This window comes from Marinobacter sp. DUT-1 (genome assembly GCF_050379415.1).
Classification (GTDB): Bacteria; Pseudomonadota; Gammaproteobacteria; order Pseudomonadales; family Oleiphilaceae; genus Marinobacter.
Genome location: NZ_JBNRLS010000006.1, coordinates 45,318 through 65,638 on the forward strand (window position 1 = coordinate 45,318; position 20,321 = coordinate 65,638).

Consider the following 20,321-nt stretch of genomic DNA (forward strand, 5'->3'; position numbering starts at 1 on the left):
GTCAGACGACACCGGCAATTACCAGCAACGCCAGCCCACACAGCCACGCGAGCATGGTGCGGTTCAGCAGGTCCCGGACCGCGGCCACGCTGGTCGTGCCGAACCGGGACCACTCATCCGGATGCACCTTCAGGAACCGCTCCGGATCAAGCGCGTAACCGGTCAATGCGCTGTTCGCTGACTCGGCCAGCAGCTCCCCGGCCGGCTTGCGGACCGCCAACAGCAAGCTCTTCGCCTCACCCAGCCAGCCGGCCAGGTCGCCGGCAACCCCGAAGGTTACCGAGACAAGACGGGCAGGAATCCAGGCCAGCCATTCGGCCCACCGGACAAACCGGGGCCGCGCCGCAGCCTGGGGCCACTGTTCCACCAGGGCAACCATGCCCCGGGCCAGGATAGCGGCAGGCATGCCACCTACCACGAACCAGAAGGCCACCAGGAAGTACCGTTCGAAGATCGATACCATGAAGGCCCGGGACAATGACAGATGCATGCTTTCCGCCGAACTGTCCTCCCGGCGGTCCTCCACTGGCAAACAATCCCGGACATGGTGCCAGGCGGCCTGCATATCATCGCGACTCCAGGCATCGGAATAGGCACGCAGCACCCGCTTCCAACCGGGAGCGCCCATCATAGCTACCAGCACGACAAACTCCACAGGATAGACCAGCCAGCGCAACCCGTACCCGGTCAGCAGATATTCCAGCAAGCCACTGAGGAACGCGGGCAGCAGCACCAGTGCCAATCCGCCGGCAATACTGGTTTCCGCGCCCGCATGAACCCGACTGCCCCGATGGAACCAGGCCCGCCACAGGGCATCCCCGGAGAAATGCCCCGAGCTGTCCAGTTTCCGGCGTACCAGGTACGCCAGAAGGAAAACAATCAACACCATCAGGCGAGCTCTCCGGATCCGGAACGGGCATTCAGGCAGGCCATGAAATACTGCCAGTCAAAGGCGGGCCCGGGATCGGTTTTGCGGCCGGGAGCGATATCACTGTGACCAGTGATCCGACTGACATCGATCTCCGGCCACGCCGCCATCACCTGGCGGGCAATTGCCGCGAGCTCACGGTATTGGGCCTCGGTGTAGGGGATATCATCAGCCCCTTCAAGCTCGATACCGATAGAAAAGTCATTACACTCCTCGCGGCCATCAAAACAGGATCGCCCGGCATGCCAGGCCCGGTCCAGCAGACTGACAAACTGGATCACCTCGCCGTCCCGGCGAATCAACACATGGGCGGAAACCTGGATATCTGCGATGGTTTCAAAGTAAGGGTGAGCGGCCGGATCCAGTCGGTTACAGAAGAAGTCCTGTATCTCCGGGCCACCGAACTGCCCTGGCGGCAAGCTGATGTTGTGAACGACCAGCAGGCTGATATCGGCCCCTTCCGGCCTGGGCCCATAATTGGGTGATGGACACCAGACGACTCCCGACAGGCGCCCTGTTTCCCTGAGACTGGCAATCCCGCGTTTCGAAATCATCAGTCTTTTCGGCTGCTGCGCAGGTTATCGATGATGGATTCCAGCGCCCGGTCAAAGATAAGTCCGTCATCCAGCATTCCGATCTCGCCGGCGGCCATGGCCCTGGCCAGTTCTTCCCGCTGGTATTCCGCCACTTTTGCACCACTGCGGTTTACAAAAATGTATTTGCCAGTGGCCTTGATGAATGCCGCCAGCTTGCAGCGGGTCCTGTTGTCGTGGCGGTTCAGTTCTATCCAGGAACCGACCCGAAGACTATCTGCCCGGGCAAGCCATTCTGCTTCGACATCCGGTTCGCCAACAGAGACATCATCCTGGCCGGACAGACCGGTGTCTGGCAGTGCCTCCTCCGGTAAAGTCTCCTGGTGGTCGACCGGCGCTTCCGGCTGGGGCACGGCGGTTACCAGCCGCTGGAAAACGTCAACATGGGCCAGTTCCAGATCCCGGATCGCCGAATCTGTGGCAAAGGGATCCCAGGAAATCTCCTGCATGGCCTTGCGAAACTCATCCACGATTGCGGGAATGGCTCTCAGAAGATCACTTCTCGTGGTTTCGGTGATCGGTCTCGGGTCAACACTCCAGACCAGACGTTCGGTAAACTCCCGGGCATTTTTCCAGGCAGTACTTTCTTCCCCCTGGCGCAGGAAAACCCACTGCAGGTAACGGGTCCAGGGTTGCTCGAGCAACGCCATCACCGGCTCCGGGATGTCCCGGTTATTGCTCACCCGGGACACCATTGCCTCGACCATCTCGTTGGCCCGCTCCTGCCGTGCCCGGCCCTCCTCGGCGTCTCTCAGACGCTGCTCCACCAGCTCCCGGCGGCGGCGATCCAGATCCATGAAGTGACTGAAGTCCTTGAGCAGCTCCTCGAACAGAGACACATTGGTGGTGAACTCGTTCAGAATCCTGTCGACAATATATTCAATCTTCTCCCTCAAGGGGTCCCGCTGGCCCGGTCTCTTCTCTGTCCAGCCAATGGCCGACAACGCCATGTCATTAAGCAGCTTGCGTACCGGATGGCCACCCCGGTTGAAAAAATTCGGATCACTGAGGGCGACCTTGAGAACGGGGATCTGCAATCGGGAAATCAGGGCTTTCATCACCGCATGGAGCTGACGGTCCTCGAGAATGAAGTCAAACAGCATGGAGACGAGGTTGATCACATCGTCGTCCATCTGGCCGACCTGCATCGGTTTTCCTTCATCGGTCTTCAGCACCAGCAGGATCTGATCTCTGAGCGGAACCACTTGCTCCGCTTCCCAGCTCACCGCCTGGACCTGAACCTGGCTGAGCTTTGACACCAACCCTTCGGTGTCCAGAAACGCAACCCCGGACTGGCCCGTACCGTCACCGGAAGAGTCACTGCCCTGACGCAATAATGCACTCAACTCCGAGAAGGTCGCGCCGCCCGCATTTTCACCCGTGGCCGCATCCGCGGCTGCCGGTTGCGCCTGACCGGGCTTGTCACCGGAGGACTTCGCAGCCGTGCCGGACTTGGACCCCGGCACCGGCGGACGCTTCATATCAGGAAGCACGCCTTCGTCAATCAGCGTTTTGTTGGCCTGTTGATAGAAATTGGCAAGGATATCCGCCAGCAGTCTGTCAAACAGCTTGAGCACCACCAACTTCGCCCGGATATCGATATCCAGGTCAGCACAGGCCTCACTGACACCGCCACAAATCACTTCGGGGCTCAGGGGCATCTGACTGTCGGAGAGCTCACTTGCAGGAACCAGGTGATTGACTCTCACCGTGAGCAGCCGGATGGCATCGGCGTAGCGATTGCGCAGTTTGTTGATCAGGTTCTCGATGGCAACCTGTTGTTCAAGCTCACCGTGGTCCATCAGGCTGAGGTTGTCCTGATCGACTTCCTCCAGGTCGCCACGGGCAACGTGGGGGCGGAACCTGCCTATCTCGTTAAAGGCCCGGGAGACATACTGCAGGATCGAGACGGAGATGGATTTGCGACGCAGGCGGAGCTCCCGCATGGCGTCAAAATAGGCAAGCTGGCCGTGTTCGTTGCCGGCCCGGTCGGCCAGCTCGAAGAGGGCATCGTCAGAGCGGTCAAAAAATTCGTTGAGAACCGATTTCAGTTCCCGGCCCGACGCATCCCGTAAACGGATCAGCGCAGGTGGTAACGAGAACTGGCCCGCCTGCTTCCTGTCCTGAAAGCTGACTACCTTGTTATCCTGCGCCATTGCCTAACTCCGGGGTCATGGATTGTCGAGTGTCCGTGTGTATAAGTTACTATAATAGAAGCTCTTAGCGTCAGATTCTGTCAGATTTTGTCACCAATTGTGTCACAGAGGAGCCATCCGCGGAGCAAACGTGACCCCGCTCACATTTGGTGATTGCCAGACATGGCTTTAGAATCGTGCGCCAGTTTTCTTTTCCCATGACCAGACCGGACCCGACACCATGCTCCCTGCCGAACTCCTGCGCCAGTCCAGAATCGAATCCGTTGCCCAAAGCCTGCGGGAAGACATCGGTGATGGTGACATCACGGCCAGGCTGATTCCAGCCGACAAACTCGCTACCGGCCGGGTGATTACCCGTGAAGCCGCCACCCTCGCCGGCCGGGAATGGGTCGATGAGGTGTTCCGCCAGGTGGATCCTCAGGTGACCTTGTTGTGGCAGGCCAATGACGGTGACCGGGTCAGTCCGGATCAGGTCCTGTTCACCATGGAAGGCGCCGCCCGCAGCCTGCTCACCGCAGAGCGCACGGCCCTGAACTGGCTTCAGACCCTGTCCGGAGTGGCGACCACATGCGCGACCTATGCCGAGAAAGTCGCCCATACCGGGGTGAAACTCCTGGATACCCGCAAAACCTTGCCGGGCCTCCGGCTTGCGGAGAAATACGCGGTCACCTGTGGCGGCTGCCACAACCACCGCATCGGGCTTTGGGATGCGTTCCTGATCAAGGAAAACCACATTGCCGCCTGCGGCTCGATTGCCAAAACCATCGAGGAGGCTCGCCGCATTGCCCCCGGCCGACCGGTCGAGGTTGAAACGGAGAACCTGGACGAACTCGACCAGGCCCTGGCGGCAGGTGCTGACATCATCATGCTCGATGAGTTTTCGCTGGATGACATGCGCACTGCCGTAAAGGTCGCTGCCGGCAGGGCCAGGCTCGAGGCCTCCGGAGGCATCAATGACCGGACCCTCGTGCCCATTGCCGAGACCGGCGTGGATTATATTTCCATCGGTGCGCTGACGAAGGATCTGAAGGCCGTGGATCTGTCCATGCGACTGGACTGACCCGACTCACTTACCGGACAACAGCTTGTCCATTTTCTCCAGTTCCCTGACCAGCCCATGGCCGGATTCCGGCCGGCCACGGAAGTGTTCTTCTGCCATGGGTGCAATACCCGACACCGCTGGTAAAGGGTGATCATTCTCGATCAGGATTTTCATCCGTTCCACGAACACAAACTGGAGCCATTGGGTGAACTCCATGGTGTCCAGGCAAAAAGGCTTCTCGCTCTGGAATGCGTCCTCGGGCGGCGGCTCGCTCTCCCATACCTCCAGCTGCCGAAGTTCGATCTCGATCTGCAGCAGACTGTCCGCTACCCGGGCAACTTTTTTCTGTTCGTCAGTCATGCAAATACCTAGTCGTTCAGCGGCTCCAATTCCACCGCCTCACCATGCAGGACCCGGAACAAGTCTTCATACTGGCGAGTCAGCGGGTGCTTCGGGGCCATGTGAATGAGTGGCTGCCGGCTCTGATGGGATTCCTTCATCTTGACCGAGCTGGACAACCGGACCGGCAATACCGGCAGGCCTTCCTCTGTGAGCTCCAGTACCAGCTTCCGCGGCAGGCTGGCCCGGGGCTGGAACTGGTTGGCAATGATGCCTTCCACCACCAGGTCCTGATTATGATCTTCCTGCAACTCCCGGATTTCGTTGAGGATGTTGTACAGCGCCTGGCGGGAGAAGTCGTCGCAGTCGAACGGAATCAGGCAGCGCTGTGCTGCAATCAGCGCGGAGCGGGTATAGAAATTCAGCGCCGGAGCCGTATCGACGTAAATCGCATCGAAACTCTCCCCCAGTTTCTTCAGGGCTTCCCGGAGTTTGTAGATCTTGTGCTTGGCTTCGAGTTTGCGCTCCAGGAAATCCAGTTCGGGACTCGACGGCATTACAAACAGGTTGTCGAACGGCGTCGCGTGTACGAATTCGTCCGGGCGACGGTTGAACACGGTAAACGCAACCGTTTGCTCCAGCAGGTCTGCCACCGTGTCACGAAGCTCCGCGGCCGGCCTGCCCAACAGGTAGTGGGTCGAATTGCCCTGGGGATCCAGATCGACCACCAGGGTGCGCTTGCCCCGGGCAGCGCTGATAGCCGCCAGATTGCAGGTGATGCTGGACTTGCCCACTCCGCCTTTCTGATTGAATACAACCCGTCTCATGTCGTCCCTCCGTTAACCCGTGATCGATTTGCCATCCTTTGTACCACTGCCACCTTCACCATCCCATGACCGTTTTGACGAAAGGAATGGTCAGCCGCCTCTGGGCCTGTAATGAGTTCTCGTCCAGGACATCAAGCATGGCGAGCAGGTCGCCCAGGCGGCGTGGCGCCCGACGCATGATGAAGCTGGCGACATCGTCGCTCATGACCAGGCCACGCTGCTCGGCCCTGGCCTGAAGAATGGTCTGACGGTCTTCGTCCCGGTAGATACCGAGCTGCAGGGTCAGTCCGTGAGTGAGCCGTGAAACCAGATCCGGCAGTTGGAAGCCAAGGGAAGTCGGCACTTCAGAGATGCTGACCATCAACAGGCCGCCGCGATCGTGAATACGGTTGTAAAGGTGGAAAACAGCTTCCTCCCAGGTGGCATCACCGGCGATCCGGTCCAGATCATCGAGGCAGACAAGATCCTGGGTATCCAGGCCGGCCAGCGCCTCGGGGCCGAACGGCTCAAGCTCTGCGATACTGATACACACGGCTGACCAGCCGCGCGCCTCGGCATGGTGACAGGCCGCCTGGAGCAAGTGACTTTTCCCGGTATCCGAATCGCCACAAATGACCACTACCGGAACCCCGGCCGGCTGATCGCAGATTGCTTTCAGGCGCCGTGCGGCTTCAATGTTGCGATCACCATGGAAATTATCGAACCGGGCGTCGTCCCGTAACTTGACCCCGAGAACCAGTTGGGAAGCGCTCATGACTGCTTGGCCCTCCAGGCCCGTACACCCCAGACCAGCACGTAATGCCCGCCGCTGATCACGGCCGAAACCGCCACCAGCAGGATACCCGCATCCAGGACCCATGGCTGCATGGGCAAATCTGCAAGCAGGATGATGATGGCCAGCACGACCAGGATCTGGATCAGCGTATTGATCTTACCGAGCACGCTCGGCTCCATTTCATACCGCCCGATGCTGTAATGATAGGCTAGCGCCCCGATGACAATCAGAAGGTCACGCCCCAGCACAACCAGAAACAGCCAGACCGGCAACACCGAAGTCAGCGTCAGCATCAGATACGCCGTGATCAGCAGGGCCTTGTCTGCCAGCGGATCCGCGATTGCGCCAACCCGGGAACGCCAGTTGTAATGCCGTGCCAGGAAGCCGTCAAAACCATCAGAAACCGCCGCCACGAAAAAGATCAGCAGGGCCAGCCGATAGTTCTCCATCCACAGGGCGCCGGCAAAGGGAGCTATCAGCACAATGCGCAGGAACGTCAGCGCATTGGGTATCCATCGCCAGCGTTGCGATTTCACAAGGCTCCCTCCGGTAATGCCTTACTCTTCTCCGGCATTTCCAATGGCTGGTGACGGTTGCCAGCGGTAGTACAGCAACTGGTAAAGCGATTCGAAGGCCTGTTCCGTACCCTCGGAATCCAGTGGCAGTTCTCCGGACTCAGGCCCGGCGTTTGCCGCCTTTTCGGTGGCTGCATTGTCCATGGCCCCGGCACCACTCTCAACCCCGGCTTCCGGCACGGCTTCAGCTTCTGAAGCGGGACTCGCCTCCGGCTCTGGCTCCGTGCTCTCCGGCTCCGGATCGGGCACATAGGAACCGGCGTCCAGGGGGATAAAGCGGGGATCCAGCGCAACATACTCCTTGAGCTGGTCCAGTTCGCCGTTGAAGGTGACTCGCAGGGTCAGCTGATCACCTTTGACCCGCGAGGCGCCCACTGCCTGAACCGGCGTGAACCCTTCAAGAATCCGGGTTGCCTTGCCGTAATCCTCCACCGACTGGATACCCTGTATAACGATATCAACCTGGGGGAGATCGCCCACTTCGCCTGCGGCTACCGCATAACGACCGGCATACCGATCTGCCCAGCGGTCAATCACCGCCCGGGCAAGGGCCTGGGGATTTGCGGCGGTGGCCACTTCCTCACCACCGTCCATGGACATGCCGTCAAAGACCCAACCGGCACGCCACTGGCCGCCACTCTGACTGACCCGGACCAACGCCATCACATCATGACTGGTGTCCGGCGCGGAGGAGCGAACGCGGCCGACAAACTGACCCCAGATCTCGGACAGCAACTCCCGGTCACCCCGGAAGGTTTCGGGGGGAAGTGCCAGCGGAAGCCCCCGCTCGCTCGCCGCCTGTGCAAAAGCTGACTGCCATTGGTCCGCCTCGCCACCTTCTGTGATCAGGCGACGGGATCCCCTTTCCTCGACCGCGACCCAGGCCAGGGTCAGGGGCCGGTTAGCGCCCCAGACCGGGGCATCGATGGAAGCCAGGGCCCGGTTGACACCAACCGCCCCGAACGACATCTGCAACCGGCTGCCACCATCCTCTCCCCGGAGGAACTGGTAGGAAAGCAGCAGGGATTCTGCTTCGGCAAGTACTGACTGAGCGCCATCCCGGGCCAGCACGTCCCGGCTTCCGGAGACACGCACCAGCACGCGGCGCAATCCCTCTGCATAACCCTGCTGCAGCTGCGCTGCGGAGGAGCCGTCCACCGGCACCTCGACGGAATAGAGCCCGGAGACTGTTACTGCCTGAGCCGGCGCACCCAGAAAGGCAAAGCCCAATAACAAAACGGCCGCCCGCACGGCAGCCCTGGATACCCGCGCCAAGTATTGTCCTTTTACTGACATGAATCACCCTGGTGTTCGCATGGATGGCGCATAGGATACACCATGGCCTATACAGTGAGTAGCTGTTAAAATCCGCGGCCTGTCCCACTTTTGCCAACGGCCCTATAAACACCATGAGCGAACAGAAGCCCTCCCTGACTTACCGCGACGCCGGCGTTGACATCGACGCGGGCAACGACCTCGTCAACCGGATCAAGGACACCGCCGCCCGCACCCGCAGGCCGGAAGTGCTTGGCGGCCTCGGCGGCTTCGGCGCCATGGTAGCCATCCCCCCGGGCTACAACGAACCGGTGCTGGTTTCCGGCACTGACGGTGTTGGCACCAAGCTACGGCTGGCCATGCAGCTCGAAAAGCACGACAGCATCGGTATCGACCTGGTTGCCATGTGCGTCAACGATCTGGTCGTCGGTGGCGCCGAGCCGCTGTTCTTCCTGGATTATTACGCCACCGGCAAACTGAACGTTGATGTGGCCTCCCAGGTGGTATCCGGCATCGGCGAAGGTTGCGAACAGGCCGGTTGCGCCCTGGTGGGAGGCGAGACCGCCGAGATGCCGGGCATGTACGAAGGCGAAGATTACGATTTGGCAGGGTTCTGTGTCGGCGTGGCAGAGCGCAGCGAAATCATTGACGGCAGCCGTGTACAGGCCGGCGACGTGCTACTGGCCCTGGGCTCCTCCGGCCCCCACTCCAACGGTTACTCCCTGATCCGCAAGATCCTGGAAGTGAGCAGGGCCGACCTTGATCAGCCTATCGGTGACACCACCCTGGCCAACGCTCTGATGGCCCCGACGCGGATCTACGTCAAGAACCTGCTGCAACTGATCCGTGAAGTGGATGTCCGCGCCCTCTCCCACATTACCGGTGGCGGCCTGCCAGAGAACATTCCCAGGGTACTGCCAAACGGCAGCATCGCTGCCATTGATACCGAGAGCTGGGAGCTGCCTCCGGTATTCCAGTGGCTGAAAGATGCTGGTGGCGTTGCCATCGAGGAAATGTATCGCACCTTCAATTGCGGCATCGGCATGATTGTCTGCGTTCCGGCCAACCAGAAAGACCTGGCGCTGGATACTCTCAATGCCATGGGTGAGAAGGCCTGGCAGGTCGGCGTAATCGAAAACGGTGATGATGCGGAAGCCGATGCGGTGGTTCGTTACGCACCGGGACTGCTGTCAGCATGAAGGCAGAACAAGCTCCACTGCCCAAGATCCTCGTCCTTGTTTCCGGCAGCGGCACCAACCTGCAGGCGCTGATTGATGCCAGCCGGGAACGCGACTTTCCCGGCCAGATCACCGCCGTTGGCTCCAACCGCCCCGGGGTCTTTGCCCTGGAGCGGGCGGCCCAGGCCAACATCGAAACCTTTGTGGTCGATCACAAGGGATTCGAAAGCCGGGAGGATTTTGATGCCGCTCTGATGGCCGAGATTCGCCGCCACAACCCCGACCTCATTGTTCTGGCAGGCTTCATGCGGATCCTGACCACGGACTTTGTGCGGGCCTTCCGGGGCAAGATGCTCAACATCCATCCATCCCTGTTGCCCAAATACACCGGCCTCAACACCCATCAGCGTGCCATTGAAGCGGGCGACACCCTGCACGGGGTTTCGGTTCATTTCGTGACGGAAGAGCTGGATGGCGGCCCGGTGATTGCCCAGGCGGAAGTTCAGGTGGCTCCGAACGACACCCCGGAATCCCTGGCAGAGAAAGTACAGGAGAAGGAACACATACTGTATCCGATCGTGGTTCGCTGGTTCTGCGAGGGTCGCATCCAGCTGGGCAGCGACTACATCCTGTTCGACGGCGAAATCCTGAAAGCCCCGATGCGGCTGCCCGACAACTGAACAGATTGTCATCCTCACGCCGTCCGGGAGCAGCTACACTGTCGCTGACTTTGACAGTTTGAAGGTTTGGCTCATGCGCATGTCAGGATTATCCAGAAGACACGGCAGAACCCCTGCATTCCAGCGGCTGGCCATGCTGGCCCTCCTGCTCTTACCCATCGTCTCTACGGCACAGGAAGCCACTCAGGAGTTGATTTCCTCCCGCGTGAGCTATACCGCTACGATGGACAAAGGTCTCGAGATAAACGGCACCGCCGTGCGCAGCCTCACCTCACAGAACAACGATATCTGGCTATACCGCACCGATGTCGACTCTTTCATCGCCGATATTGACGAATCCCTGATCCTGAAATGGGAAAACGGCCGGGTGATCCCCCTGCGTTACCGTTACCGCCTCTCCGGCGTTTTTATCAGGGACCGGGAGCAGTCCATCGACTTTGACTGGGACAAGGGAATCGCAACCGGCAGCTATCGGGATAACAGCTTTGAAATACCTTTGAAGGAAGGCGCCCTGGACCCGCTCGGCTTCCAACTTCAGCTGCGCCAGGACATCAAGGCCGGCAAGCGGGAAATGAGCTACCAGGTGATCGACGGCGGCGACTATGACGAGGAGAAGTTTGCCGTCATCGACGAAGAGCGGGTATCCACCAATGGCGACACCATCACCCTGCTCAAGGCAGAGAAGGTGCGGGGCGAGAATGCCCGGCGCCAGACCCTGATGTGGTTCGATCCACAACAGGATTTTCTGCTGTCACGTCTGCTGCAGATTGAACCCGACGGCAGCCGTTATGAATTGCGCCTGAAGGATGCAGAACTGGGGCACTAAGCTTTCCTTCCGGCCTCTGCCCACACGGCTTTCACTTCGTCCGCAATGATCCGGAGGCCTTCGGCCACGCGCTCATCGTCCTGGGAATAGGTCACCCGCAGGCACTCGTGGCGGTGGCGCCAGCCATCCTCCGGCAATCCCGGGAAGAAGTAGTGCCCGGATACCACCAGCACGCCCCTGCCCTTCAGTCGCTGGTATAGCTCCAGACTGGAGATGGGCAGGTCCGGGAACCATAACCACAGGAACATGGCGCCTTCGGGTTTATGGATATACCAGCGGCAGCTGTCCTCGCCCATAGCCTCCCGAAAGACGGCCACCGCCTTTTCCATCTTGGCCTTGTAGAAGGGGCAGACCACGTCCCGGCTCAGGGACAGAATTTCCCCGGATCGCACCAGCGGCTCCGCCAGCATGGCACCGAAACTCCCGGTGGCCAGATTCAGGATCGCATTGATTCCGGACATTGCCTTGATGATCGGCTCGGCGGCGATGACGATACCGGTGCGTGCGGCCGGCAGGCCCAGCTTGGAGAGACTCAGGCAGAGTATGATTTGCTCGTTCCAGTTGGGATGCGCATCCACGAAGAGCAAACTCGGGAACGGTGTGCCGTAGGCGCCGTCGACAATCAGGGGAATGTCGTGCTGCCTGGCCATCACTTCCAACCGGGCCAGCTCACCGTCGGTGATGACGTTGCCGGTGGGGTTGGTCGGCCGGGAGACGCAAATCGCCCCGGTCTCGCCGGTGACTTCCACCGCATCAAAGTCCACGCGGTATTTGAATTCATGGGCATCGGTGAACGAGATATCCGGCTGCACAGCCCGGAACAGTTCCGGCTCGATGCCGGCATCGGCATAACCGATGTACTCCGGCGCCAGGGGCAGCAGTATGTGTTTGTGGTGGCCGTCGCCATAATCGCCGCCAAACATGTTGAACAGCATGAAGAAGGCGGCCTGGCTGCCGTTGGTCAGGGCAATGTTTTCGGGTTTGAGGCCCCAGCCATACTCCCGGTTCAGCAGGTCCGCCAGCGAGGCGATAAATTGCTTCTCGCCCTGGGGCGGATCGTAGACCCCCACCAGGCGGCGGACATCATCCTCATTCCGGCTCATATCCCCGAGAATTTCCTGCACCCGCTGCTGGATCTCCGGAATATGCCCGGGATTCCCTCCGCCCATCATGATCATGTCATCCCCGGAGGCCATGGCATTTCCCAGATCGTCCATCAGGGAAGTGATGCCGGCATCGGCGGTGAATTTGCGACCAAAAGCAGAGAGTTTCATGGCTCTATCCAATCAGGGCTGACAAACAGGTTTAACATCAAGTGTAGCGCGGACAGCCGGGTTGTTTAGCTGTCCAGGGCAATTCCGAGATTGCTGACGCCGTCATTAGCGGCTTCCGCCCTCAACTCGGCGATAAAGGACTCCTTGGGAACCCGCTGGCGTTTCAACTCAAGCACCAGGTCCCGCTGGAACATCTTGTCTTCTTTCATCAGAGGGTGGTGATCGAGCAGGCGCACCAGCTCATCTTCCGAAAGGTCTTCGCCTTCTGACATCTCGATGAAGTTCATCACCGTTGCGGTGGCCAGCTGGGAGGCCTCGGTTGCCCGATGCTTGTTGGGGTTCAGGCGGTTGAGCAACGCCTGCTCCAGTAACTGGCAGAAGTCGAAGGCCGGGTAAACGCCATAGGCATCGTAGTCGTCCACGTTGGGCGACAGGGTTTCGAGTTTGCTGAGTAACTGGGGAATGGCGGCTTCGCTGGCCTCTTTCTGGAGCATGTCCCACCCCAGGTCCAGCAGCTGGCGCATCTTGGCGCCCGTTTTCAGGCCAACGGCGTCGGCGAACAGGGCATAGTTCGGGAACGAGCGTTCCGCAAGGGCGAGCAGGAAGGCGCATTCACGCCATCCCTGCAGTTGTGCGACGGCTTTGAGAAACTGGTTGGCGTTCATGTCCTGGGCAGGGTCACGCCGGTCTGGCCGAGATATTTGCCGCCCCGGTCCTTATAGCTGGTATCGCAGACCTCATCGGACTCGAAAAACAGCATCTGGGCAACGCCTTCGTTGGCGTAGATCTTGGCCGGCAGGTTGGTGGTGTTGGAAAATTCCAGGGTCACCTGGCCTTCCCATTCCGGTTCCAGCGGCGTGACGTTCACGATGATACCGCAACGGGCATAGGTACTTTTGCCGAGGCAGATTGTGAGCACGTTTCTCGGAATCCGAAAATACTCGACGGTCCGCGCCAGCGCGAAGCTGTTGGGCGGGATGATGCAGACGTCGCCGGTGTAGTTGACGAAGCTGTTGTCGTCGAAATTCTTCGGATCGACAGTGGCGCTGTGGACGTTAGTAAAGATCTTGAATTCGTTGCTGCAGCGGACGTCGTAACCGTAGCTGGAGGTTCCGTAGGAGATGACACGGCCTTTTTCGGTTTCGCGAACCTGTCCGTGTTCGAACGGTTCGATCATGCCGTGTTGTTCGGACATCCGGCGGATCCACTTGTCGGATTTGATGCTCATTGGTGAAATCTCGTTTCCACTGGAAAAATTGAGGCGTAGTTTACCTGTTAGCTCGGAGTCTGTCGAAGGCTCCCGGGCTTATCTCAGGACTGCTTGTTTTGGGGGCTGCGAAGCCAGGGGCTGCTGTCCAAAACATGCTACAAGCACATCCCTGTGCGCTTGTTTCGGGCCGTCCCTGGCCCTCAACAATTTTGGACAGCAGCCCCTGGCCTCGCGATCGAGCCTTTCGGAATTCGCCCACTAAAGCCGGCTTAGTGTTCGGTTACGGAAACACTTGAGATTGAACCAGACAGGTTACGCTCCCGGGTAGACAGCTCCGCACCAACCCGACGGGCAATGTCCCGGTAACGGCGGGCCACTTCAGAATCCGGCTCGGCAATGACGGAGGGGGTACCGCCGTCGGTCTGTTCCCGGATGGTCATGTGCAGTGGCAGCTGACCTAACAGGGTGGTGTCGTATTCCGCCGCGATGCGTTCGCCGCCGCCGTGGCCAAACAGGGGTTCTTCGTGGCCGCAGTTGCTGCAGATATGGACGCTCATGTTTTCGATCACGCCCAGGACCGGGATGTCGACCTTGCGGAACATTTCAATGCCTTTTTTGCCGTCCAGCAGGGCGATGTCCTGGGGGGTGGTGACGATGACGGCGCCGGTGACCGGGACTTTCTGGGCCAGGGTGAGCTGGATGTCACCGGTGCCCGGGGGCATGTCGACGATGAGGTAGTCGAGTTCGTTCCAGAGGGTCTGTTGCAGCAGTTGCATGACGGCGCCGCTGACCATGGGACCACGCCAGACCATGGGGGTTTTCTCGGTGACGACGAAGGCCATGGAGTTGGCTTGCAGGCCGTGGGCTTCCATGGGGACGAAGTATTTGTTTTCTCTCGTATCCGGGCGTTTGCCTTCGGGTACGCCGAGCATCATGCCGATGCTGGGGCCGTAGATGTCGGCGTCGAGGATGCCGACTCTTGCGCCTTCGGCCTGCAGTGCCAGGGCAAGGTTGACGGCGGTGGTGGATTTGCCGACGCCGCCTTTGCCGGACGCCACGGCGATGATGTTCTTGACGCCTGGAACCGACGGGATGTCTTTCTGGACTTTGTAGGAGTGGATTTTCTGGCCGACGTGGACGTCGGCGCTGTCAACGCCGTCGACGTTTTCCAGAGCGTTGGTGACGATCTGCTTGAGCGCTCCGGCAATGCCTTTGGACGGGTATGGCAGCTCGACCATGAGGGTAACTTTGCCGCTGTCGTCGGCAGACAGATTTTTGACGGCGCCGAGTTCGTACAGGTCCTTTTCAAGGTAAGGATCCCGGTATTCGCGGACAGCGGCTTCGAGGGCCTGCTGGGAAATCTGGGTCATCGGGTTCTCCGGAATAAGCTCATGAACACGGAAACGGGCGTTTCAGGTGAAAAATTACTGCTTGGAAGGTATCATCTGTGCCCGTTTCTGACCATATGGGGTCTTTACCTGGAACAATCAATTCGGGATCTGTGCCAGGACCCTGTTTTTGTCTTTCCAACCCTTACCAACAGAAGGTTCGGACATCACCATGACGCAAGCGAGCAAGCATCAGCGCGATATTCTGGTTACCAGCGCCCTGCCCTATGCCAACGGGCCGATCCACCTGGGTCACCTGCTGGAGTATATTCAGACCGATATCTGGGTGCGCTACCAGAACATGCGTGGCCACAACTGCTACTACGTTTGCGCTGACGATGCCCATGGCACCGCGATCATGCTGCGTGCCGAGCGAGAAGGCATTACTCCGGAGCAGCTGATCGACCGGATCAGCCAGGAGCACCAGGAAGACTTTGCGGGCTTCCATATCCGCTTTGACAACTATTACTCCACCCACTCGGAGGAGAACCGTTACTTCTCCGAGTACATCTACCGCCAGCTGCAGGAAAACGGGCACATCGCCACCCGGAAGATTACCCAGTTCTTCGATCCGGAGAAGGAGATGTTTCTGGCGGACCGTTTCATCAAGGGCACTTGCCCGAAATGCAAGGCGGAAGACCAGTACGGGGACAACTGCGAGGCCTGTGGCGCCACCTATACGCCGGCGGAGCTGATCAATCCGCGCTCTGCAGTGTCCGGCGCCACACCAGTGGAGAAGCAATCCGAACACTATTTCTTCAAGCTTCCGGATTTCCACGACTTCCTGGCCAAGTGGACCCGCAGCGGCACCCTGCAGCCGCAGGTAGCCAACAAGCTGGCTGAGTGGCTGGACGCCGGTCTCCAGGAGTGGGACATCAGCCGTGATGCGCCCTACTTCGGTTTCGAGATTCCGGATGCCCCGGGCAAGTATTTCTATGTCTGGCTGGACGCCCCCATCGGCTACCTGGCCAGCTTCAAGAATCTGTGCAACCGCGAAGGCATCGACTTCGAACACTTCTGGAAAGCAGATTCCGAAGCCGAGGTCTATCACTTCATCGGCAAGGACATCATCAATTTCCACGCCCTGTTCTGGCCGTCCATGCTCCACGATGCCGGTTTCCGGACGCCGACCGCAGTCTGGGCCCACGGCTTTGTGACCGTCAACGGCAAGAAGATGTCCAAGTCCCGTGGCACCTTCATCATGGCGCGCACCTACCTGGATCATCTGAACCCGGAGTACCTGCGCTACTACTTTGCAGCCAAGCTCACCGGCAGTGTCGATGACATGGACCTGAATCTGGAAGACTTTGCAGCGCGGGTGAATTCAGATCTGGTGGGCAAGGTGGTGAACATCGCCAGCCGCAGCGCCGGATTCATCACCAAACGCTTTGATGGCCAGCTGGGCACGGTGACCGAGCATGGGAAGCTGAAGGAGTTCATCGAGGCGGGCAAGGAGATCGAGGAGTTTTTCGAGGCCCGTGAATTCGGCCGCGCCATGCGTCGGATCATGGAACTGGCGGATATCGCCAACCAGTACGTGAACGACGAGCAGCCCTGGGTCATCGCCAAGCAGGAAGGCCAGGACGACAACCTGCAGGCAATCTGCACCAATGCCATCAACATGTTCCGTATCCTGATGACCTACCTGGCACCGGTGTTGCCGAAGACTGCCGAGGCCTCCGAGGCGTTCCTGAATGCCAGGCTGGACTGGAACAACCGTGCGGAACTGTTGGAAAACCACGGTATCAACAAGTTCAAGCCCCTGATGAACCGCGTGGACATGGCCCAGATTGAGAAGATGCTGGATGCCTCCAAGGAGGAACTGCCTGCAGCGACTGGTCAGCCGGAACCTGCTGCCAATCTGGAGCCGATCGCCGATGAGATAGAATTCGGTGATTTCGCGAAAGTGGACCTTCGGGTCGTTAAAATTGTCAAAGCAGAGCATGTTGAGGGTGCAGACAAGCTACTTCGCCTGACTCTTGACGTGGGACATGGCGAACGCAACGTGTTTGCTGGTATCAAGTCCGCATACAAGCCGGAGGAACTGGAAGGCCGCATGACCGTGATGGTGGCCAACCTGAAACCGAGGAAAATGAAGTTCGGCATGTCTGAGGGCATGGTTCTGGCCGCCGGCCCGGGGGGCAAGGATATTTTCATCCTGTCGCCGGACTCCGGGGCGACCCCGGGCATGCGGGTAATGTAAGGCAGCGCGAGGAAGAGCAGCTCCGATGACAGAGTATTTGCTGATACTGGTCAGCACCATTCTGGTGAACAATTTCGTACTGGTTCAGTTTCTGGGCCTGTGCCCGTTCATGGGTGTGTCCGGGAAGCTGGAGACCGCCATGGGCATGTCTCTGGCCACCACCTTTGTGCTGACCCTGTCATCGGTATGCAGTTACCTGGCCTACACCTACCTGCTGGCGCCACTGGATCTGGCATTCCTGAAGACCATCACCTTCATTCTGGTGATTGCGGTGGTGGTCCAGTTCACCGAGATGGTGGTTCGCAAGACCAGTCCGCTGCTCTACCGGGTTCTGGGCATCTTCCTGCCCCTGATCACCACGAACTGCGCTGTTCTCGGCGTGGCACTTCTTAACCTTAACAAAAACAACAACTTCGTTGAGTCTGTCCTGTACGGGTTCGGTGCAGCGGCCGGTTTTTCCATGGTACTGGTGCTGTTTGCCGCCATGCGTGAGCGTATCGCGGTGGCCGATGTTCCGGTTGCCTTCCGGGGCGCCGCCATTGGTATGGTAACCGCAGGGCTGATGTCGCTGGCATTTTTGGGCTTCACCGGCCTGGTCACTGTCTGACGGAGCATTTGTTGTTATGTGGACGGGCATTCTGATCGCCGTTGCTGTGCTGTTGGCCCTGGCCGTGGTTTTTGGCGGTCTGCTGGGCTTTGCCTCCGAACGGTTCAAGGTTGAGGGTAACCCTCTGGTCGACCAGATCGACGCCCTGTTGCCACAGACCCAGTGTGGCCAGTGCGGCTTCCCGGGTTGCCGCCCGTACGCCGAAGCCATCGCCCAGGGCGAAGCCATCAACAAGTGCCCTCCGGGCGGTGAGAGCACCATCAAGGCCCTCGCCGACCTGCTGGACGTCGAACCCCAGCCCCTGGATGCCGAACACGGCGTCGAGCAGGCCAAGCGCGTCGCGGTCATCCGTGAGGATGAATGTATCGGCTGTACCAAGTGCATCCAGGCCTGCCCGGTGGATGCCATCCTGGGCGCAGCAAAACACATGCACACGGTGATCGAGAGCGAGTGCACCGGTTGCGACCTGTGCGTCGAGCCGTGTCCGGTTGACTGTATCGACATGGTCACTCTCGAACCGGACATCCGCACCTGGACCTGGACACCGCCGAGTTCCGGAATCATTGCCACTGACCGCCAGGGAGCCAGCGCCTGATGACTCAATTGTGGGATTTCTCCGGCGGCATCCATCCGGCCGAGAACAAGCAGCAGTCCACCTCCGGACCGATCCGGACAGCCGGGTTGCCCGAACGTCTGGTGCTGCCGCTGCAACAACATATCGGTGATCCCGCAGAACCACTGGTGGAAGTCGGTGAACGGGTGCTGAAGGGACAGAAGATCGCCGATGTCACCATCGGCATGGGCGTACCGGTTCACGCCCCCACGTCCGGGGTGATCGAGAGTATTGCCGAAATGCCGGTGCCACACCCTTCGGGGCTGGATGACTGGTGCATCACCCTCAAACCTGACGGTGAGGACCAATGGCGGGAACGGAATCCGATGTCCGATTACCGTGGGCTGGATCGGGAGACGGTGCTTGGAATCATCCATGAGGCCGGCATTTCCGGCATGGGCGGCGCCGGCTTCCCCACCGATATCAAACTCCGTCCACCCAAGGACCGCAAGGTGGACACCCTGATTCTCAACGGCGCCGAGTGCGAGCCCTACATCACGGCCGATGACATGACCATGCGGGAGAAAGCGGCCGAGGTGGTTGCCGGCCTCAAGGTAATGGCCTGGATCCTGCGCCCGGAGCGTTGCGTGATCGGCATCGAGGACAACAAGCCCCAGGCCATCGAGGCCATGCAAAAGGCCTGCGAAGGCACCCAGATCGAAATTGCGGTGATCCCGACCAAGTACCCGTCCGGTGGTGAAAAACAGCTGATCCGGGTCCTGACCGGACTGGAAGTCCCCAGTGCCGGAATCCCGGCCGATATCGGCGTCATGTGCCAGAACATCGGCACCGCCGTTGCGATCTCCCGGGCAGTCTTTGAAGACAGCCCGCTGATCTCCCGGATCGTCACCATTACCGGAGACGCGGTCCGGGAGCCGGGCACGTTCGAGGCGCTGATCGGCACACCGATCGACTACCTGCTTGAACAGGCAAAGCTGGAGCCGCAGAAGGTCAACCGTCTGGTACTGGGCGGCCCTATGATGGGATACACACTGACCACCACGGCGGTTCCGGTGACCAAGACCACCAACTGCGTGATCGCAGCCACCGAGACCGAATTGCCGGCGCCGCCGCCGGAACAGCCCTGCATCCGCTGTGGCCAGTGTGCGGAAGTGTGCCCCATGGAGCTGCTACCCCAGCAGCTGTTCTGGTATTCGAAATCCGGCGAATTCGAAAAGGCGGAACACCTGAACCTGTTCGATTGCATTGAATGCGGTGCCTGTTCCTACGTGTGCCCCAGTTCCATTCCCCTGGTGCAGTATTACCGTTACGCCAAGGGCGAGATCCGGGTCCAACGGGCGGAGCAGATCAAGGCAGATCGAGCCCGGGAGCGCTTCGAGGCCCGCCAGGCACGACTGCAGCGGGAGCAGCAGGAAAAGGAGCAACGGCGTAAGGAACGCGCGAAAGCCGCTGCCGAAGCCCAGGCGAAAAAACAGGCAGAGGCTGAAAAAGCCGCCGAGGCCGGTGAGGCGGTTGATGATCGTGCCGCCAAGGCGGCGCTGGTGCAGCAGGCCCTGGAACGCAAGAAGGCCAAAGCCGCCAAGGCAAGTCCGGAAGCCAGTGCGCACACAGCCACCAACGAGGATAAGCCCGACATCGAGGCGCTGGAACAACAGTTAAGCCAGGCAAAATCCAAACTGGACACCATGCAGGGCATGCTGGATGAAGCCAAGGCCCAGCAGGCGGACAACGTCGACAAGCTGGAGCGCGCCGTGGCCAAAAATCACGATCGAGTAAAACGTGCCGAGCAGGCCCTGGCGGACGCCAGCAAGGCCCTGGCCGGCACCACCGAATCCCAGACATCCGATTAACCGAGCCCAGGCCCGATCTCC

At 59.8% G+C, this 20,321-nt stretch carries 20 protein-coding genes; 8 read left to right on the forward strand and 12 right to left on the reverse strand.

What is annotated here, in order from left to right:
• Position 1 precedes the first annotated feature (1 nt).
• The 3 genes from ampE to ACQUTG_RS17060 are packed head-to-tail and all read right to left on the reverse strand — an operon-like array spanning position 2 to position 3,677.
• On the reverse strand, positions 2–889 hold the full coding sequence (gene ampE / locus ACQUTG_RS17050; RefSeq protein WP_428920529.1) for a regulatory signaling modulator protein AmpE: 888 nt from the start codon (positions 887–889) through the stop codon (positions 2–4).
• Complete coding sequence (gene ampD / locus ACQUTG_RS17055; RefSeq protein WP_428920530.1) at positions 889–1,482, reverse strand: 1,6-anhydro-N-acetylmuramyl-L-alanine amidase AmpD; 594 nt, start codon at positions 1,480–1,482, stop codon at positions 889–891. The genes ampE and ampD overlap by 1 nt, the downstream gene beginning before the upstream one ends.
• Positions 1,482–3,677: a DUF1631 domain-containing protein gene (locus tag ACQUTG_RS17060; RefSeq protein ID WP_428920531.1), complete on the reverse strand. Its 2,196-nt coding sequence runs from the start codon at positions 3,675–3,677 to the stop codon at positions 1,482–1,484. Before ACQUTG_RS17060 ends, ampD begins: the two co-directional genes overlap by 1 nt.
• A gap of 220 nt (positions 3,678–3,897) precedes the next feature.
• Here ACQUTG_RS17060 and nadC point away from each other — a divergent pair, with 220 nt between their 5' ends.
• Entirely contained in the window at positions 3,898–4,737 is an 840-nt protein-coding gene (gene nadC / locus ACQUTG_RS17065; protein ID WP_428920532.1) for a carboxylating nicotinate-nucleotide diphosphorylase, read from the forward strand.
• Between the two features lie 6 nt (positions 4,738–4,743).
• On the opposite strand, the gene ACQUTG_RS17070 is transcribed toward nadC, so the two are convergent.
• Genes ACQUTG_RS17070 through ACQUTG_RS17090 form a run of 5 tightly spaced genes read right to left on the reverse strand, consistent with a single transcriptional unit; the run spans position 4,744 to position 8,510 of the window.
• Positions 4,744–5,079 (reverse strand): YqcC family protein, encoded by a 336-nt coding sequence (locus ACQUTG_RS17070; protein ID WP_428920533.1) that lies wholly within the window; start codon positions 5,077–5,079, stop codon positions 4,744–4,746.
• Positions 5,080–5,087: 8 nt separating this feature from the next.
• Positions 5,088–5,885 (reverse strand): ParA family protein, encoded by a 798-nt coding sequence (locus ACQUTG_RS17075; protein WP_428920534.1) that lies wholly within the window; start codon positions 5,883–5,885, stop codon positions 5,088–5,090.
• Positions 5,886–5,940: 55 nt separating this feature from the next.
• A complete protein-coding gene (hda, locus tag ACQUTG_RS17080; protein ID WP_428920535.1) occupies positions 5,941–6,639 on the reverse strand; it encodes a DnaA regulatory inactivator Hda in 699 nt (232 codons plus the stop codon).
• A complete protein-coding gene (locus tag ACQUTG_RS17085; RefSeq protein ID WP_428920536.1) occupies positions 6,636–7,196 on the reverse strand; it encodes a CDP-alcohol phosphatidyltransferase family protein in 561 nt (186 codons plus the stop codon). The genes hda and ACQUTG_RS17085 overlap by 4 nt, the downstream gene beginning before the upstream one ends.
• 21 nt (positions 7,197–7,217) lie before the next feature.
• Positions 7,218–8,510, reverse strand: coding sequence for a DUF2066 domain-containing protein (locus tag ACQUTG_RS17090; RefSeq protein WP_428920537.1), 1,293 nt, complete (start codon positions 8,508–8,510; stop codon positions 7,218–7,220).
• Positions 8,511–8,644: 134 nt separating this feature from the next.
• On the opposite strand from ACQUTG_RS17090, the gene purM reads away from it, so the two are divergent.
• From purM to ACQUTG_RS17105, 3 genes are all read left to right on the forward strand, one after another.
• Complete coding sequence (gene purM / locus ACQUTG_RS17095; RefSeq protein ID WP_428920538.1) at positions 8,645–9,709, forward strand: phosphoribosylformylglycinamidine cyclo-ligase; 1,065 nt, start codon at positions 8,645–8,647, stop codon at positions 9,707–9,709.
• Positions 9,706–10,368 (forward strand): phosphoribosylglycinamide formyltransferase, encoded by a 663-nt coding sequence (gene purN, locus ACQUTG_RS17100; RefSeq protein WP_428920539.1) that lies wholly within the window; start codon positions 9,706–9,708, stop codon positions 10,366–10,368. The genes purM and purN overlap by 4 nt, the downstream gene beginning before the upstream one ends.
• A gap of 79 nt (positions 10,369–10,447) precedes the next feature.
• The gene (locus ACQUTG_RS17105; RefSeq protein ID WP_428920540.1) at positions 10,448–11,194 is read left to right on the forward strand and encodes a DUF3108 domain-containing protein; all 747 of its coding nucleotides are present in this window, start codon (positions 10,448–10,450) and stop codon (positions 11,192–11,194) included.
• Here ACQUTG_RS17105 and ACQUTG_RS17110 read toward each other — a convergent pair.
• The 4 genes from ACQUTG_RS17110 to apbC form a co-directional block, all read right to left on the reverse strand.
• Positions 11,191–12,468, reverse strand: coding sequence for a valine--pyruvate transaminase (locus ACQUTG_RS17110; RefSeq protein WP_428920541.1), 1,278 nt, complete (start codon positions 12,466–12,468; stop codon positions 11,191–11,193). The two genes, ACQUTG_RS17105 and ACQUTG_RS17110, sit on opposite strands and share 4 nt — an antisense overlap.
• Positions 12,469–12,533: 65 nt before the next feature.
• A complete protein-coding gene (locus ACQUTG_RS17115; protein WP_428920542.1) occupies positions 12,534–13,133 on the reverse strand; it encodes a YjaG family protein in 600 nt (199 codons plus the stop codon).
• The gene (dcd, locus tag ACQUTG_RS17120) at positions 13,130–13,696 is read right to left on the reverse strand and encodes a dCTP deaminase (protein WP_428920543.1); all 567 of its coding nucleotides are present in this window, start codon (positions 13,694–13,696) and stop codon (positions 13,130–13,132) included. Before dcd ends, ACQUTG_RS17115 begins: the two co-directional genes overlap by 4 nt.
• Positions 13,697–13,947: 251 nt before the next feature.
• On the reverse strand, positions 13,948–15,048 hold the full coding sequence (gene apbC / locus ACQUTG_RS17125; RefSeq protein WP_428920544.1) for an iron-sulfur cluster carrier protein ApbC: 1,101 nt from the start codon (positions 15,046–15,048) through the stop codon (positions 13,948–13,950).
• 190 nt (positions 15,049–15,238) lie between these two features.
• Between apbC and metG the strand changes: the two genes are divergently transcribed.
• From metG to rsxC, 4 genes are read left to right on the forward strand one after another with little or no spacing between them, the layout of a single operon-like run.
• Entirely contained in the window at positions 15,239–17,269 is a 2,031-nt protein-coding gene (gene metG / locus ACQUTG_RS17130; protein ID WP_428920545.1) for a methionine--tRNA ligase, read from the forward strand.
• A gap of 25 nt (positions 17,270–17,294) precedes the next feature.
• The gene (gene rsxA, locus ACQUTG_RS17135) at positions 17,295–17,876 is read left to right on the forward strand and encodes an electron transport complex subunit RsxA (protein WP_092002993.1); all 582 of its coding nucleotides are present in this window, start codon (positions 17,295–17,297) and stop codon (positions 17,874–17,876) included.
• A gap of 16 nt (positions 17,877–17,892) precedes the next feature.
• Positions 17,893–18,471, forward strand: a complete 579-nt coding sequence (gene rsxB / locus ACQUTG_RS17140; RefSeq protein WP_428920546.1) for an electron transport complex subunit RsxB — start codon at positions 17,893–17,895, stop codon at positions 18,469–18,471.
• Positions 18,471–20,300 carry an electron transport complex subunit RsxC gene (rsxC, locus tag ACQUTG_RS17145; RefSeq protein ID WP_428920547.1) on the forward strand — a complete coding sequence of 610 codons (1,830 nt, stop codon included), beginning with the start codon at positions 18,471–18,473 and terminating at the stop codon, positions 20,298–20,300. Before rsxB ends, rsxC begins: the two co-directional genes overlap by 1 nt.
• Positions 20,301–20,321: the final 21 nt, after the last annotated feature.

Excerpts from the sequence above, each read along its gene's own strand:
- ACQUTG_RS17060 (WP_428920531.1), bottom strand. The coding sequence starts at position 3,677 with ATGGCGCAGGATAACAAGGTAGTCAGCTTTCAGGACAGGAAGCAGGCG.
- rsxA (WP_092002993.1), top strand. The coding sequence starts at position 17,295 with ATGACAGAGTATTTGCTGATACTGGTCAGCACCATTCTGGTGAACAAT.
- rsxC (WP_428920547.1), top strand. The coding sequence starts at position 18,471 with ATGACTCAATTGTGGGATTTCTCCGGCGGCATCCATCCGGCCGAGAAC.
- metG (WP_428920545.1), top strand. The coding sequence starts at position 15,239 with ATGACGCAAGCGAGCAAGCATCAGCGCGATATTCTGGTTACCAGCGCC.
- rsxB (WP_428920546.1), top strand. The coding sequence starts at position 17,893 with ATGTGGACGGGCATTCTGATCGCCGTTGCTGTGCTGTTGGCCCTGGCC.
- ACQUTG_RS17075 (WP_428920534.1), bottom strand. The coding sequence starts at position 5,885 with ATGAGACGGGTTGTATTCAATCAGAAAGGCGGAGTGGGCAAGTCCAGC.
- apbC (WP_428920544.1), bottom strand. The coding sequence starts at position 15,048 with ATGACCCAGATTTCCCAGCAGGCCCTCGAAGCCGCTGTCCGCGAATAC.
- purN (WP_428920539.1), top strand. The coding sequence starts at position 9,706 with ATGAAGGCAGAACAAGCTCCACTGCCCAAGATCCTCGTCCTTGTTTCC.
- hda (WP_428920535.1), bottom strand. The coding sequence starts at position 6,639 with ATGAGCGCTTCCCAACTGGTTCTCGGGGTCAAGTTACGGGACGACGCC.
- ACQUTG_RS17105 (WP_428920540.1), top strand. The coding sequence starts at position 10,448 with ATGTCAGGATTATCCAGAAGACACGGCAGAACCCCTGCATTCCAGCGG.
- ACQUTG_RS17115 (WP_428920542.1), bottom strand. The coding sequence starts at position 13,133 with ATGAACGCCAACCAGTTTCTCAAAGCCGTCGCACAACTGCAGGGATGG.
- ampE (WP_428920529.1), bottom strand. The coding sequence starts at position 889 with ATGGTGTTGATTGTTTTCCTTCTGGCGTACCTGGTACGCCGGAAACTG.
- dcd (WP_428920543.1), bottom strand. The coding sequence starts at position 13,696 with ATGAGCATCAAATCCGACAAGTGGATCCGCCGGATGTCCGAACAACAC.
- ACQUTG_RS17110 (WP_428920541.1), bottom strand. The coding sequence starts at position 12,468 with ATGAAACTCTCTGCTTTTGGTCGCAAATTCACCGCCGATGCCGGCATC.
- nadC (WP_428920532.1), top strand. The coding sequence starts at position 3,898 with ATGCTCCCTGCCGAACTCCTGCGCCAGTCCAGAATCGAATCCGTTGCC.
- purM (WP_428920538.1), top strand. The coding sequence starts at position 8,645 with ATGAGCGAACAGAAGCCCTCCCTGACTTACCGCGACGCCGGCGTTGAC.
- ACQUTG_RS17070 (WP_428920533.1), bottom strand. The coding sequence starts at position 5,079 with ATGACTGACGAACAGAAAAAAGTTGCCCGGGTAGCGGACAGTCTGCTG.
- ampD (WP_428920530.1), bottom strand. The coding sequence starts at position 1,482 with ATGATTTCGAAACGCGGGATTGCCAGTCTCAGGGAAACAGGGCGCCTG.